We start from the raw sequence: 13,611 nt of genomic DNA on the forward strand, positions 1-13,611 counted from the left end.
GGCAGTCCGGGTGTGACCGGCCACCGTGGCGCCGACGGGCAGGCCGGATGAGGCCGCTGACCCTGCCGGCAGGTTGACTAGATCCGCAGCGTCCAGGCCCCGGCGCGGCAGTGCAGCACCGTGCGGCTGACGGGTGCAATGTCGATGCGCCAGAACGACTTCGGCGGAGCGTCGAGGGCAACCAGGATCGCCGCCCTGATCACCGCCGGGTGAGTGACCGCCACCGTCGAAGTCATGTTGCCGTCCTGCGACTTCAGCCAGCCGGCGACCCGATCGGTGAGGTCGGCGACGGACTCTCCGCCGTGCGGCGCCGCCGCCGGGTCGGTCAGCCAGGTCTGCAGGTCGGTGGGCGGGATGGCCGGTATGCCTCGCCCGCGCCACAGGCCGCAGTCCAGATCGGCTAGCTGTGGCTCGATCATGGCGTGCAGACCAGACAGTTCCGCGGTTTGACGCGTTCGCAGTTCGGGGGCGGCGAGCGCCGAAAAGTCACCTCTCAGGCGCTCGACCTGACGGCGGCCGATGTCACTGAGCGGCTCGTCGGCGGGAAATCGCCGCGCCGCCATGGCGTCGGTCATGGCATGCGATATCAACGTGAGCCGGGTGACAGCCGGCGTCACGCCCCGACGCTCTCCGCCTGCGCCCCATCACCCAATAACCTGCTCGCGAGCAGCGCGAACACCAGCCCGACCGCCGTCCACAGCACCAACTGGGCACCCAGCGAGACCAGTCTGAACTCGTAGAGATCCGCAGCGGGAAAGCCGGGTGGCACCTCCGCCACATTCGGCAGCGCCAGCATGACGGCGATGACTGCCGCCCCGTACGCGCCGGCCGCGAGCAGCCTGGCGTGGAACGTGCCGAAGCGCTCCACCGAGCGCCGGGCGAGCCAGAGGGCGACGATCGCCACCCCGACCGAAGCCAGCACCATCAGCAAATACCACAGCGTGCGCGCCCCGATCGTGTCTGGTTGACCGACCGCGGGCGGATTGGGCGGGTACTTCAGGAATGGCACCAGGTACACCGCGACAAATCCAGCGGCCGCCATTTGCGCCGAAACCGATTGTGGCGCAATGCTTCCCGATCTCGGGTAATAGACGCAGAACACCACCGCAAACAACGCGCCCAACGCGATCCCGAAAAACAGCACGCCGAAACCCAAACCGGCGTTGCCCTGGACGCCGCGCGAGAACAGCTGACTGCCGTGCTCGTGGGCGCCCTCAAACTCGATGGCGCGGCCGATGACAGGCTCGGCGAACACCCGGGCGAATAGGAACGCCAGCACGGCACCGAGCGCACCCGCCAGCACACCGCGCGCAATCAGACGCTTCTCCACAGTGCCGGCTCAGAAGCGCATCAGTGGCACGGGAAGCCGAGCAAATGCCTTGCGTCGTGGAAGAACTCGTGCACGTGGGTGTCGCTACCGAACAGCGACACCGCTCCCTGGTCGATGCCGACGAAGTAGATCGCCAACAGTGCCAGGAAAGCAGTCGCCGCCAACCACAGCGCGGCATTGGCCGCCGACAGGTCAACCGAACCGACCTGCGTCGTCTCAGAACTCGCCACGATCAAACTCCTTCCGGGGATTTCGCGTCCCCGCTGGATGCCTATGCCTGCGACAGGCGCTGGGTCTGACTATGCACAGTGGCGCGACCGTTCTGGAATTTCACCAGATTCCGTTGCCTGTCCACAACAAGGCCAGTGTAGTGCGCGAACCCGCCCGATGAGCAATCGAGCGGCACCTCAGCCGGGGTTGCCGTTCAAGCCGGGCGTCCCACCGGCTCCCTGGTTACCGGGATTACCGGGCGACCCGGTGAACCCGAGGCTGACGGACCCTGACCCTCCCTGACCAGCGCCTCCGCCATTGCCGCCGGGTCCACCGCTACCCGCGGCGCCGCCCAGGCCGCCGAACCCAGCGCTGCCGGAACGACCCCACAGCCCGCTCCCACCGCCGGCACCGCCATTGCCGCCGGCGCCGCCGTCCCCGCCAGTCCCGCCATCACCGCCATTACCGCCATCACCGCCCCTGCCGCCGGAGGCGTTGATATCGTCGCCGCCGCCGCCCCCGGCTCCGCCGGTTCCCCCTTGGGCGCCAGCGCCCCCAGATCCGCCGGCTCCGCCCACGCCGCCGTCGCCGCCGTCGCCCACCAGGAACCCCCCGTGACCACCGACACCACCATTGCCACCGGCGGTTCCGACGCCGCCGGATGCGCCGGAGCCGCCGATACCGCCGTCCCCACCTGGACCTCCGCCGCCGGCAGCGAGGCTGTCTGCACCGTGGCCGCCGGCCCCGCCGTCTTGTCCAACTTGGAAAAGGAAGGCGTCGGTTCCCGCTTTGCCGGCTCCGCCGGGCGCCACCCCGGGATTACCCGTCGACGCAGGGCTGGTCGCAGGGTTGACCCCGTTGACACCGGCGATTCCGGCACCGCCGGCGCCACCGAGCCCGCCGTTGCCCCACAGTAAGGCGCTGCCACCGCTGCCCCCGTTCCCGCCGGGTCCGCCGGCCCCGCCATTTCCGCCACTGCCGAACAGCCCGGCATTTCCGCCGTTGCCACCCGCCTGTCCTGCAGCTAGACCTGGCGCACCGTTACCACCGTTACCCCAGAGGAACCCGCCGTCACCGCCGTTGGCGCCCGGAGCCGCCCCGTTGGCGCCGTTGCCGATGAGCCCGCGCCCGAACAGCGTTCGGAACGGCAAGTTGATCAGATCCTGCAGATTGAGCCCGACGATGTTGGCGGCTTCCGCGCTGCCGTACGCACCCGCACTCGCCTTCAATGCCTGCACAATTTGGGTGGTGGACGCCAATGCCTTGGCGCTGGCCGATTGGTACTCCTGTGCGTGGACGCTGAATAGCGCCGCGATGCCCGTCGAGACTTCGTCGGCCGCCGCGGCCACCACACCGGTTGTCGTCGTGGCCGCCGCCTTGTTGGCCGAGCCGACCGCCGAACCGATGCCGGCAAGGTCCGCGGCCGCGGCCGCTACCAGGTCTTTTGTCACTATCACGAACGACATGAGCCACCTCCGACAGACATCGACACTGATGAGTGTTCGGAGCATACTCTCCGGCTAAGACGCGGACCTGAGATTTCGGAATCCGATTCTGACACCGCCCGCCAAGGCGAGAGCGGTCACCGAATAATTCGGTGACCGCTCTTCGCCGCGTCTTGTCCGTTGGGGCGCTATTGCGCGGCCCGCCCCCTATCCGGTGCTCGGCGCACCGGCCTTGGCCAGGTCCGGCTCGGCCGGCGGCTTGCGCGTTCCGGTGAAGGTGAACACCGCGTCCTCGCCGGTGCCCTCGCCATCCCAGTTGTCCACGTCGACGGTGACGACCTGACCCGGACCGACCTCGTCGAAGAGGATCTTCTCCGACAGCTGGTCCTCGATCTCGCGCTGGATGGTGCGCCGCAGCGGACGCGCACCCAGCACCGGGTCGAAGCCCCGCTTAGCGAGCAGCGACTTGGCCTTGTCGGTCAGATCCAGAGCCATGTCCTTGCTCTTGAGCTGGTTGGCGACGCGGCCGATCATCAGATCGACCATCTGGATGATCTCGTCCTTCGTCAACTGGTGGAAGACGATGATGTCGTCGATACGGTTGAGGAATTCCGGCCGGAAGTGCTTCTTCAGCTCGTCGTTGACCTTCTGCTTCATCCGCTCGTAGTCGTTGGCACCACCGCCCTGAGTGAAGCCCAGACCCACCGGCTTGGAGATGTCGGAAGTCCCCAGGTTCGACGTGAAGATCAGCACGGTGTTCTTGAAGTCCACCGTGCGGCCCTGACCGTCGGTGAGCCGGCCGTCCTCGAGCACCTGCAACAGGCTGTTGTAGATCTCCTGGTGCGCCTTTTCGATCTCGTCGAACAACACCACCGAGAACGGCTTACGCCGCACCTTCTCGGTGAGCTGACCGCCCTCTTCGTAGCCGACGTAACCAGGAGGGGCACCGAACAGCCGCGACGCGGTGAAGCGGTCGTGGAACTCGCCCATGTCGATCTGGATGAGCGCATCATCGTCGCCGAACAAGAAGTTGGCCAGCGCCTTGGACAGCTCGGTCTTACCGACACCGGACGGGCCGGCGAAGATGAACGAGCCCGACGGGCGCTTCGGGTCTTTCAGCCCGGCACGGGTACGACGAATGGCCTTGGAAACCGCCTTGACGGCGTCCACCTGGCCGATGATCCGCTTGTGCAGCTCGTCCTCCATGCGCAGCAGACGCGTGGTCTCGGCCTCGGTGAGCTTGAACACCGGGATGCCGGTCCAGTTGCCCAGCACCTCGGCGATCTGCTCATCGTCGACCTCGGCGACGACGTCGAGATCGCCAGAGCGCCACTGCTTTTCACGCTCGGCACGCTGCGCGACCAGTTGCTTCTCGCGGTCCCGCAGGCTGGCGGCCTTCTCGAAGTCCTGGGCGTCGATCGCCGATTCCTTCTCCCGGCGCGCCTCGGCGATCTTTTCGTCGAACTCGCGCAGGTCTGGCGGTGCGGTCATCCGGCGGATCCGCATCCGGGCGCCGGCCTCGTCGATCAGGTCGATCGCCTTGTCCGGCAGGAACCGGTCGTTGATGTAGCGGTCGGCCAGGGTGGCCGCGGCCACCAGCGCACCGTCGGTGATGGACACCCGGTGGTGAGCCTCGTAGCGGTCGCGCAGACCCTTGAGGATCTCGATGGTGTGCTCCACCGTCGGCTCGCCCACCTGCACCGGCTGGAAACGGCGCTCGAGTGCGGCGTCCTTCTCGATGTACTTGCGGTACTCGTCGAGCGTGGTGGCGCCGATAGTCTGCAGCTCGCCGCGGGCTAGCTTGGGCTTGAGGATGCTGGCCGCGTCGATGGCGCCTTCGGCGGCACCCGCACCGACCAGCGTGTGCAGCTCGTCGATGAACAAGATGATGTCGCCGCGGGTGTTGATCTCCTTGAGCACCTTCTTCAGGCGTTCCTCGAAATCACCGCGATAGCGCGAACCCGCGACCAGCGATCCCAGGTCCAACGTGTAGAGCTGCTTGTCCTTGAGCGTCTCGGGAACCTCGCCGTGCACGATCGCCTGAGCGAGACCCTCGACCACGGCCGTCTTGCCGACGCCGGGCTCGCCGATCAGCACCGGGTTGTTCTTGGTGCGGCGGGACAGCACCTGCATGACCCGCTCGATTTCCTTCTCGCGGCCGATGACCGGGTCGAGCTTGCCCTCCATGGCCGCCGCGGTCAGGTTGCGGCCGAACTGGTCGAGCACCAGCGATGTGGAGGGGCTGCCGGATTCGCCGCCCCGCCCGCCGGTGCCGGCTTCGGCGGCTTCCTTGCCCTGGTAGCCGCTCAGCAGCTGGATCACCTGCTGGCGCACCCGGGTCAGTTCAGCGCCCAGCTTGACCAGCACCTGGGCCGCCACACCCTCGCCCTCACGGATCAGGCCGAGCAGGATGTGCTCGGTACCGATGTAGTTGTGGCCGAGCTGCAACGCTTCACGAAGGCTCAGCTCGAGAACCTTCTTCGCCCGCGGCGTGAACGGGATGTGCCCGGACGGCGCCTGCTGACCTTGGCCGATGATCTCCTCGACCTGGCTGCGCACACCTTCCAGCGAGATTCCCAGCGACTCCAGCGACTTGGCCGCGACGCCCTCGCCCTCGTGGATCAGACCCAGGAGGATGTGTTCGGTGCCGATGTAGTTGTGGTTGAGCATCCGGGCCTCTTCTTGCGCCAGGACGACGACCCTGCGGGCACGGTCGGTAAATCTTTCGAACATCGTCGGTTACCTGCTCTCCCTCACCATTAGGTACTCCGTCTCGGAAAGGCGTCCGGCGGCCTTCGCCGACCTTCTGTCGACTCAGCGCCCGGCACCGCGTACCTGCCGTCCACTGTAATGGTCGGCCTGCCGGGGTTCATACCTCGCAGTGCGCAGCGATGCTCGTAAGTGGCTGGTTCAACCCGGTTCAACCCGGTTTAACGAGGAAAAGCCCCAATGCGTTTCCCGCGCTGGGCTCCGATCAGTTCGCCACAAGCGAAAGCACAAATCCGGCGCCCAGGCTCGGAAGCCTGGGCGCCGGACCGTTCGTGCCTAGGTGGCGGCGTGGAACGCGTCGATCACATCGGCCGGAATACGGCCACGGGTGGACACATTGTGGCCGTTGCGGCGTGCCCACTCGCGGATCGCGGCGCTCTGTTCGCGGTCGATTGCTCCGCGGCCACGACCCGAGCCGGATCGCCCGCGCCGCCTACCGCCCACGCGACGGCCGGCAGCAACCCATTGCTTAAGGTCATTGCGCAGCTTCGTCGCATTCTTACTCGAAAGGTCGATCTCATAGGTCACCCCGTCAAGCCCGAATTCGACCGTTTCGTCGGCGGAGCCGGCACCGTCGAAATCATCGACCAAGGTGACGGTCACTTTTTTCGCCATTGGCTTACCCTCGCGTTTCTTCCCGTGCGGTTACAGATCCAGTTTGTATAGACTCCCCACTGATCTAATCTGCCATAGAAACGGAGAATACTCAATCTAGACACAACGTGCGCAGTTCAGTTGGAGTGCGGACGAACAATCGGGAACAATACCGTCTCCCTAATTGACAGCCCGGTCAAACACATCAGCAACCGATCGATACCCATTCCCGTTCCCGTGCACGGCGGCATCCCGAACTCCAGGGCAGCGAGAAAATCTTCGTCAAGTTGCATCGCCTCGTCATCCCCGGCCGCTGCGGCGCGCGCCTGATCGGCAAATCTATCCCGCTGCACGACCGGGTCGTTTAATTCCGAGTACCCGGTGGCCAGCTCCATTCCCCGCACGTATAGGTCCCACTTCTCGGTTACCCCGCGGGTGCTGCGGTGGTGTCGGGTCAATGGCGTCGTCTCCACCGGGAAATCCCTCACAAATGTGGGCGCGGTCAACGTGTTGCCGACCGCGTGCTCCCAGAGTTCCTCCACGAGTTTGCCGTGACCAAAGCCACGATTGTCGGGAATCTCCACGTCGAGTTGCGTCGCGATCTCACGTAACCGTTCGACCGACGTCTCGGGCGTGATCTCTTCTCCCAGAGCTTTGGACAGAGAAGAATACATCTGCAGAGTTGCCCATTCTCCGTCGATGTTGTACACACTGCCGTCGGGCATCGGAAGTTGTCTGGTACCGATCGCCTCGTCGGCTACCTCTTGAATAAGCTCCCTCGTGACGACTGCCGAATCGTCGTAGGTCCCGTACGTCTGGTAGGTCTCCAACATCGAGAATTCCGGCGAATGCGTCGAATCGGTTCCCTCGTTCCGGAAGACCCGATTTAGTTCGAAGACCTTGTCGAAACCACCGACGATGCAGCGCTTGAGGAACAGTTCCGGCGCGATCCGCAGGTAAAGGTCGATGTCGAGCGCATTCGAATGGGTGATGAACGGCCGCGCGGCAGCTCCGCCGGCCAGCGTCTGCAGGATGGGAGTTTCGACCTCCAGGAACCCGCGGCGTTCCAGTGCATTTCTGATGGCGCGGATAACGGCAATGCGCTGCCGGGCCACCGACCGCGCCTGCGGACGCACGATCAGGTCGACATAGCGCTGGCGTACCCGCGCCTCTTCACTCATCTCTTTATGAGCGACGGGCAGCGGCCGCAGCGACTTGGCGACCATCTGCCAAGAATCGGCGAGGACAGAAAGTTCGCCGCGACGTGAGCTGATCACGGTGCCGTGCAGGAAGACGATGTCGCCCAGATCGACGTCGGCCTTCCAGGCATCCAGGGCCGCCTGACCAACCCGGTCAAGGCTGATCATGGCCTGCAGCTGAGCGCCGTCGCCGTCCTGAAGTGTCGCAAAACACAATTTTCCGGTGTTGCGGGCGAATACCACCCGGCCCGCGACACCGACCACGTCATCGGTCGCGGTGTCGATGGGCAGCTCCGGGTGCGCGGCGCGAACCTCCGCCAGCGTGTGCGTCCGCTCAATCGCCACCGGGTAGGGGTCGCGGCCTTCGGCGAGCAGCCGCGCTCGCTTATCCCGACGGATCCGGAACTGCTCGGGAAGATCCTCGACGGGATCTTTATCGGCGTCTCGATCGGCGGCACTCACGACGTGCCAGCTTAAATGAAATCGCGCCCCCGCTCAGCGAGCGGTCTCGAGCCGGCCGCGTTGGGCATCCCGGTTTCGTTCGAAAACCAGCCGCAGTCCGTGCAGCGTCAGATGCTGGTCGTAGTGCTCGACGGTGTGCAGTTCGGGTAGCAGCAGCGGCGCGGTGTGCCCGGTGGCCACGACGGCGACGTCGTGATCAGCAGAGAATCCGGTGACGTCATCCCTGATCCGGCCCACCAGGCCGTCGACCAATCCGGCAAAGCCGAACACCGCGCCGGACTGCATACATTCAACAGTGTTCTTGCCCACAACGGATCGCGGCCGGGTCAGTTCGACCCGGCGCAGCGCCGCCGAGCGCGCCGCCGCAGCATCGGAGGACACCTGCACACCGGGCGCGATGGCGCCACCGAGAAACTCACCCTTGGCCGACACCACATCCACACAGATCGATGATCCGAAATCGACCACAATGGCGGCCTTACCGAATTTGTTGAAGGCCGCCAGGCAATTCACTATGCGGTCGGCACCCACCTCTTTCGGGTTGTCCACCAACAGCGGAATGCCGGTGCGCACCCCCGGTTCGATCAGCACATGCGGCACCGACGGCCAGTATTGGTCCAGCATGATCCGGACCTCATGCAGCACCGATGGCACGGTGGACAACCCCGCGGCGCCGGTGAGCCGCTCGGCATCCTCACCGATCAGGCCGTCGATGGTCAGCGCCAACTCGTCTGCAGTGACTTCTGACTCGGTGCGTATCCGCCACTGCTGGATTACTTTCGCATTCTCTTTGGCTCCGGATACCAGGCCGACGACCGTATGAGTGTTGCGAACGTCGATCGCCAGCAGCACGATTACCGCACGCCGATCCGGGGGTCGAGCAACTCGTCCACGCCGTCTGGCACGTAAGCGGGATCGCTGCCCAGATCGACCTGCTTGTTGTCGGCGTCCACGAAGACGATCCGCGGCTGGTATTCGCGGGCTTCAGAATCCTGCATGGTGCCGTACGCGATCAGGATCACCAGATCCCCGGGGTGAACGAGATGCGCTGCGGCACCGTTGATTCCGATCACTCCGGTGCCACGCTCACCGGTGATCGCGTAGGTGACCAGCCGGGCGCCGTTGTCGATGTCGACGATGGTGACCTGTTCACCCTCCAGCAGGTCCGCGGCGTCCATCAGATCGGCGTCGATCGTCACCGAACCGACGTAGTGCAGGTCGGCCTGGGTGACGGTCGCTCGGTGGATCTTCGACTTCAGCATCGTTCGTAACATCAATTCCTCCAATGTGATTGGACGTCCGGCCCACTGGTGGTGCCGGCGAAACTGCCGATTTGGATTGCCACGTTGTCCAGAAGCCTGGTGGTGCCCAGGCGCGCCGCGACAAGCAGGCGGCCGGATCCGCCGGCGGGGACCGGCCCCAGCTCGGTGTCGCGCAGTTGCAGGTAGTCGACCACCAGTTCGGGCGTGGCCCGCAACACCGCGATCGCCGCATCCAGCGCAGCCTGAGCGCCATGCGTCGCCGCGTGCGCGCCCGCGCTCAGCGCGGCCGAAAGGGCCACCGCGGCTTCGCGTTGCGCCGGGTCGAGGTAGCGGTTGCGCGACGACATCGCCAGCCCGTCGCGTTCGCGCACCGTCGGCACACCGACCACCTGGACGTCCACGTTCAGGTCGGCGACCATCTGCCGGATCAACACCAGCTGCTGGTAATCCTTCTCGCCGAAGAACGCCCGGTCCGGCCGCACGATCTGCAGGAGCTTGAGCACGACCGTCAGCACGCCGGCGAAATGCGTAGGGCGCGAACCACCTTCGAGCTCGGTAGCCAATGGTCCCGGCTGCACGGTGGTACGCAGTCCATCGGGATACATGTGCGATGCCGAAGGCGCGAACACGATCTCCACGCCTTCACCCCGCAACAGCTCCACATCCTGGTCGAGCGTGCGCGGGTAGGCGTCGAGATCCTCGCCCGCGCCGAACTGCAACGGGTTGACGAAGATCGACACCACCACCACCGCGCCCGGCACCCGTTTGGCGGCACGGACCAGCGTCAGGTGGCCGTCGTGCAGCGCGCCCATGGTCGGCACCAACATGATTCGCCGACCGGTGTGCCGCAGCGCACGGGCAACGTCGGTGACGTCGGCGGGCGCCGAGTACACATTCAGGTCGCCCGGCTTGAAGGCGGGCGGCTTCCGGTTGCCGATCATCGCGCCAGCACCTCGACGACGTCATCGGGGGCGTGCGCGCGCTGCGCGGTGCGCAGCGCGTTCACCCGGTACGCCTGGGCGAGCTGCGGATCGGCATTGCCGAGCGCGTTCAGGTGTCCGGCAACGGCGGCGGCGTCGCCGCGGGCGACCGGGCCGGTGAGCGCGGCCTGGCCGCGCTGCAGCGTGTTCTCCAGCGCCGCGCGGGCCAGCGGACCGACGATACGTTCGGCGATACCGCCCGGTTGGCTGTCGACACGCTGCTGGCCGAGCAACTCGCCCCCCTTCAGGGCGGTTCTCAAGGCTTCGAGCGCGTCGGCCAGCACGGTGACCAGATGATTGGACGCGTGCGCCAGTGCGGCGTGGTAAAGCACCCGGGCGTCCTCGCGCACGCAGAACGGCTCCCCGCCCATCTCCAAAACCAATGACTGGCCGATGGCGTATCCCACTTCGTCGGCCGCGGTGACACCGAAGCAGGTGTCCGGCAGCCGGGCGATGTCTTCGTCTGCGCCGGTGAAGGTCATCGCCGGGTGGATGGCCACCGGGATGCAGCCCTGCTGAGTCAGCGGGTCGAGAATTCCGATCCCGTTGGCCCCGGAGGTGTGCACCACGATGGTGCCCGGGCGTACTGCCGAAGTGGCGGCCAGCCCGGCCACCAAACCCGGCAACTCACTGTCGGTGACCGCCAACAGCAACAGCTCGGCCGCGCCGGCGACGTCCGGCGGCGACAGCACCGGCGTGTCGGGGAGCCGCCGCTGCGCCCGCTGCAGAGACGCCCGGGAAATGGCGCTGCACGCCACCACCACGTGGTCGGCGCGCTCCAGCGCAACTCCCAACGCGGAGCCGACCCGGCCGGCCGAGATGATTCCCACCTTGAGCCTGGCCGGGCGCAATCCGTCGAACTGCTCCATCGCAGACGACCTCACACATTTCGTTCGTACGTTCCAGTCCCACTGTCGGGGTACCGGACGGTCACTACGACTGTAGTCGATCCGTCAGATCGAGCGCAGCGTGTCAGGCGTCACGCCGGCGCCGGCGGCCGCCGCCGCTCGGCTCCACCTGGAATCTCGCCAACAGGTCGGCGGCCGACTGACCACTGCTTGGAGTGTCGGTTGCTTCTCGACTGGCAACCGGCTCCTCGGCACTGCGATGCCGCGGCGCCGGCGGCGCCGGGGCAAGGCGAGGCGGTGCAGGTGCCGGTTGCTCCAGAGCCTCCTCGGGCTGGATGTCTCGTGGCCGGGCGAGATTGCCGACACCGAAATCCCGGTACTCCGCGGAATGCCGGGACCGCGAGCGGCGGCCGCCGTATTGCGGCGCGGGCTCATCGGGTGCGACGTCGAGAGCGCCGGAGTCTGGCTCGGCGGGCTCGTCCCGGTAACGCCTTCTGCGGGCCTCCGGCTGCACGCGGGGCGCGACTGCAGGGGCATCGGTCGGCGCCCAATGGCTCCCTGGCGTGCCCGGTGGCAACCACTGCCCCTCTGCGGGGGCCGGCTGCCAGGCTGCCGGTTGCGGTTGGGGTTGGGGTTGGGGTTGGGGCGGCGGTGGCTGGAACTGCGGCTGGGGCTGGAATTGCGGTTTCGGCTGTGGTGGTGGCCGGTGTCGCGGCTGAAAAGCCGGCTGCGGCGGCGGCGGGTACTCCCGGACATTTGCCGGCTGCCTTGGTGGCAGCAGTGGTTCCTCGGGGACGTCGATGATCGCAACTTCCTCTTCGCGGGCGAGCTCTTCGTCGGGTTCCCGCTGGCGGACGGCGGTCACCCGATCACTGGCAACCCAGTCGGCGGCCGGGCTCTCGCCGTTCTTGGCTGCGGTGGCAGACCGTTCGGTCAACGCTCGCGCCGCTTCCCTGTTCAACGTCTCGAGGGCCGGACGTTGTTCGAGATCGGTGTCGAACAGGATCTCCAGGTTGGTCCGCAAGGCGGCAAGTTCGGCCCGCAACGCCGCGATCTCGTCAGCCGCCTGAGCGCGTATCTCGGCGGCCAGTTCCCGGCGCAATTGCGACTCCACAGTCAACTCGTACTCGCGGCGCGCCGAGATCTCCCGGTCCAACTGCAGGTCGTACACCAACTTCATGTCCCGCGCCCGGGCCTGGTCGGCCTCGGCCTGCCGGCGGTACAACACCGACACGAAAGCGCCGGCCACGGCGGCCCACAACGCCAGGATCACAGCGAGCTTGAGAAGTTCCACCCGATCGGTGAAAACCAGCGCGGAACTAGCCCCGATAGCCAGGACCAGCAACGTCGTCAAGAGCACCCACCCCGGCCTGCGGCCGCCGCGCCGAACCCGGGCGCCGCGGGACAGAACGGTCATGGCCCCTGACTGTACCCGGGCGAGGTCACTTGGCGTGTCGCGCCAGTCCGGCGATTCTCGGCAAGTGTTGCCGGGCGGCCGGACGGCTAGGTCTCGGCGCCCTCGCCAGGCTCAACCGAATCCTGCGGAGGCGATTTGCAGCAATGCTGCAGCCACATCGCCGCGATCACCAGAGCCAGGGCGCTGACCGCCGCCACCACCGCGCCGCCGGTGTCCTCGGCGGCGGCCCGCATCCAGGACCGGCGCGGCAAGAAGTACACCAGCACCCCCAGCCACCAACCCAGCATCACCGCTCCCACCCAGGCCGACGCCTTGGCGACCATCAGGCTGCGGGCCACCGCCAGCGGGTGCAGCCAACCAGGTGCGTCGCCGATCTCGCCGTCGTTGATCTTGGCCCGCACGGTTCGAGCCCAGAGCCCCTCCGCGACGGCGACCACCAGCAGCGAGGCCCCACTCCACACCGTGATCGGCGGAAAGTACCGGTACAACACCGTGATCAACAGGTAGCCCCCGAACGCGGCACCGAGCACCACGGCCGTCAGATCGCGTTTGCGGGTCGGGCCCATCAGGTTTCCAGCGCCAATGCCGTCGGGCGAACGCCTGCCACGTCCACCTCCAACTCGGTGAGCAACTCACGCACCGGCCGGCAGAGTTCAGCGGCCGGATCGACATCCAGCCAGGGCACCAGCACAAAGGCCCGCAGATGGGCTCGCGGATGCGGCAGGGTCAGCTCGCAATCGTCGACGGCGATCGGACCTTGCGTGCCGTAGCAGGCCACCAGATCGACATCGAGCGTGCGTGGGCCCCAACGGAGCTCCCGAACCCGTCCGGCCGCCTGCTCGAACTCCTGCGCCCGGCGTAACCAGGCATGCGCATCGCGGTCAGGGTCCTCGGCGATCACGACCGCGTTGAGGAACGGTTGCTGCTCCACGCCGCCCCACGGGTCGGTCTCGTACACAGCCGACACCGCGACGAGCCCATCCCCGAGTCCGTCGACGACCGACTGCAGATGGGCCAACCGGTCACCCAGGTTGGAGCCGATGGACAGCACCGCTCGTGTCACTGGCGCCGTTCTCCCCCGCAAGCGGCAGGTGC

General features: G+C 66.7%; 14 protein-coding genes. All 14 read right to left on the reverse strand.

What is annotated here, in order from left to right:
* Window positions 1-77: 77 nt before the first annotated feature.
* The 14 genes from JX552_RS28455 to folK all read right to left on the reverse strand — a co-directional run bounded on the left by JX552_RS28455 (window position 78) and on the right by folK (window position 13,579).
* Window positions 78-617 carry a histidine phosphatase family protein gene (locus JX552_RS28455; RefSeq protein WP_205875148.1) on the reverse strand — a complete coding sequence of 180 codons (540 nt, stop codon included), beginning with the start codon at window positions 615-617 and terminating at the stop codon, window positions 78-80.
* Entirely contained in the window at window positions 614-1,330 is a 717-nt protein-coding gene (locus JX552_RS28460; protein WP_205875150.1) for a CbtA family protein, read from the reverse strand. Before JX552_RS28460 ends, JX552_RS28455 begins: the two co-directional genes overlap by 4 nt.
* 20 nt (window positions 1,331-1,350) lie before the next feature.
* Complete coding sequence (locus JX552_RS28465; protein WP_370530900.1) at window positions 1,351-1,566, reverse strand: CbtB domain-containing protein; 216 nt, start codon at window positions 1,564-1,566, stop codon at window positions 1,351-1,353.
* 171 nt (window positions 1,567-1,737) lie between these two features.
* The gene (locus JX552_RS28470) at window positions 1,738-3,006 is read right to left on the reverse strand and encodes a PE family protein (RefSeq protein WP_205875152.1); all 1,269 of its coding nucleotides are present in this window, start codon (window positions 3,004-3,006) and stop codon (window positions 1,738-1,740) included.
* 186 nt (window positions 3,007-3,192) lie between these two features.
* The gene (gene clpC1, locus JX552_RS28475) at window positions 3,193-5,718 is read right to left on the reverse strand and encodes an ATP-dependent protease ATP-binding subunit ClpC (RefSeq protein ID WP_205875156.1); all 2,526 of its coding nucleotides are present in this window, start codon (window positions 5,716-5,718) and stop codon (window positions 3,193-3,195) included.
* Window positions 5,719-6,030: 312 nt separating this feature from the next.
* Window positions 6,031-6,369 (reverse strand): histone-like nucleoid-structuring protein Lsr2, encoded by a 339-nt coding sequence (lsr2, locus tag JX552_RS28480; RefSeq protein WP_055577626.1) that lies wholly within the window; start codon window positions 6,367-6,369, stop codon window positions 6,031-6,033.
* Window positions 6,370-6,485: 116 nt separating this feature from the next.
* A complete protein-coding gene (gene lysS, locus JX552_RS28485; RefSeq protein ID WP_205875157.1) occupies window positions 6,486-8,009 on the reverse strand; it encodes a lysine--tRNA ligase in 1,524 nt (507 codons plus the stop codon).
* Window positions 8,010-8,042: 33 nt separating this feature from the next.
* On the reverse strand, window positions 8,043-8,861 hold the full coding sequence (locus JX552_RS28490) for a type III pantothenate kinase (protein WP_205875159.1): 819 nt from the start codon (window positions 8,859-8,861) through the stop codon (window positions 8,043-8,045).
* 2 nt (window positions 8,862-8,863) lie between these two features.
* Complete coding sequence (panD, locus tag JX552_RS28495; protein WP_205875160.1) at window positions 8,864-9,283, reverse strand: aspartate 1-decarboxylase; 420 nt, start codon at window positions 9,281-9,283, stop codon at window positions 8,864-8,866.
* Window positions 9,283-10,212 carry a pantoate--beta-alanine ligase gene (gene panC / locus JX552_RS28500; protein ID WP_205875162.1) on the reverse strand — a complete coding sequence of 310 codons (930 nt, stop codon included), beginning with the start codon at window positions 10,210-10,212 and terminating at the stop codon, window positions 9,283-9,285. Before panC ends, panD begins: the two co-directional genes overlap by 1 nt.
* Window positions 10,209-11,120 carry a Rossmann-like and DUF2520 domain-containing protein gene (locus JX552_RS28505; RefSeq protein ID WP_205875164.1) on the reverse strand — a complete coding sequence of 304 codons (912 nt, stop codon included), beginning with the start codon at window positions 11,118-11,120 and terminating at the stop codon, window positions 10,209-10,211. The genes panC and JX552_RS28505 overlap by 4 nt, the downstream gene beginning before the upstream one ends.
* 103 nt (window positions 11,121-11,223) lie before the next feature.
* Window positions 11,224-12,516, reverse strand: a complete 1,293-nt coding sequence (locus JX552_RS28510) for a DUF6779 domain-containing protein (protein ID WP_205875165.1) — start codon at window positions 12,514-12,516, stop codon at window positions 11,224-11,226.
* 86 nt (window positions 12,517-12,602) lie between these two features.
* Window positions 12,603-13,082 (reverse strand): DUF3180 domain-containing protein, encoded by a 480-nt coding sequence (locus JX552_RS28515; RefSeq protein ID WP_205875166.1) that lies wholly within the window; start codon window positions 13,080-13,082, stop codon window positions 12,603-12,605.
* Window positions 13,082-13,579: a 2-amino-4-hydroxy-6-hydroxymethyldihydropteridine diphosphokinase gene (gene folK / locus JX552_RS28520; protein WP_205875168.1), complete on the reverse strand. Its 498-nt coding sequence runs from the start codon at window positions 13,577-13,579 to the stop codon at window positions 13,082-13,084. The genes JX552_RS28515 and folK overlap by 1 nt, the downstream gene beginning before the upstream one ends.
* Window positions 13,580-13,611: the final 32 nt, after the last annotated feature.

Source organism: Mycobacterium gordonae (genome assembly GCF_017086405.1).
GTDB classification, from domain to species: Bacteria; Actinomycetota; Actinomycetes; order Mycobacteriales; family Mycobacteriaceae; genus Mycobacterium; species Mycobacterium gordonae_D.

Coding starts and splice junctions, on each gene's coding strand:
- JX552_RS28470 (WP_205875152.1), bottom strand. CDS start 3,006: ATGTCGTTCGTGATAGTGACAAAAGACCTGGTAGCGGCCGCGGCCGCG.
- clpC1 (WP_205875156.1), bottom strand. CDS start 5,718: ATGTTCGAAAGATTTACCGACCGTGCCCGCAGGGTCGTCGTCCTGGCG.
- lsr2 (WP_055577626.1), bottom strand. CDS start 6,369: ATGGCGAAAAAAGTGACCGTCACCTTGGTCGATGATTTCGACGGTGCC.
- panD (WP_205875160.1), bottom strand. CDS start 9,283: ATGTTACGAACGATGCTGAAGTCGAAGATCCACCGAGCGACCGTCACC.
- panC (WP_205875162.1), bottom strand. CDS start 10,212: ATGATCGGCAACCGGAAGCCGCCCGCCTTCAAGCCGGGCGACCTGAAT.
- JX552_RS28505 (WP_205875164.1), bottom strand. CDS start 11,120: ATGGAGCAGTTCGACGGATTGCGCCCGGCCAGGCTCAAGGTGGGAATC.
- JX552_RS28510 (WP_205875165.1), bottom strand. CDS start 12,516: ATGACCGTTCTGTCCCGCGGCGCCCGGGTTCGGCGCGGCGGCCGCAGG.
- JX552_RS28515 (WP_205875166.1), bottom strand. CDS start 13,082: ATGGGCCCGACCCGCAAACGCGATCTGACGGCCGTGGTGCTCGGTGCC.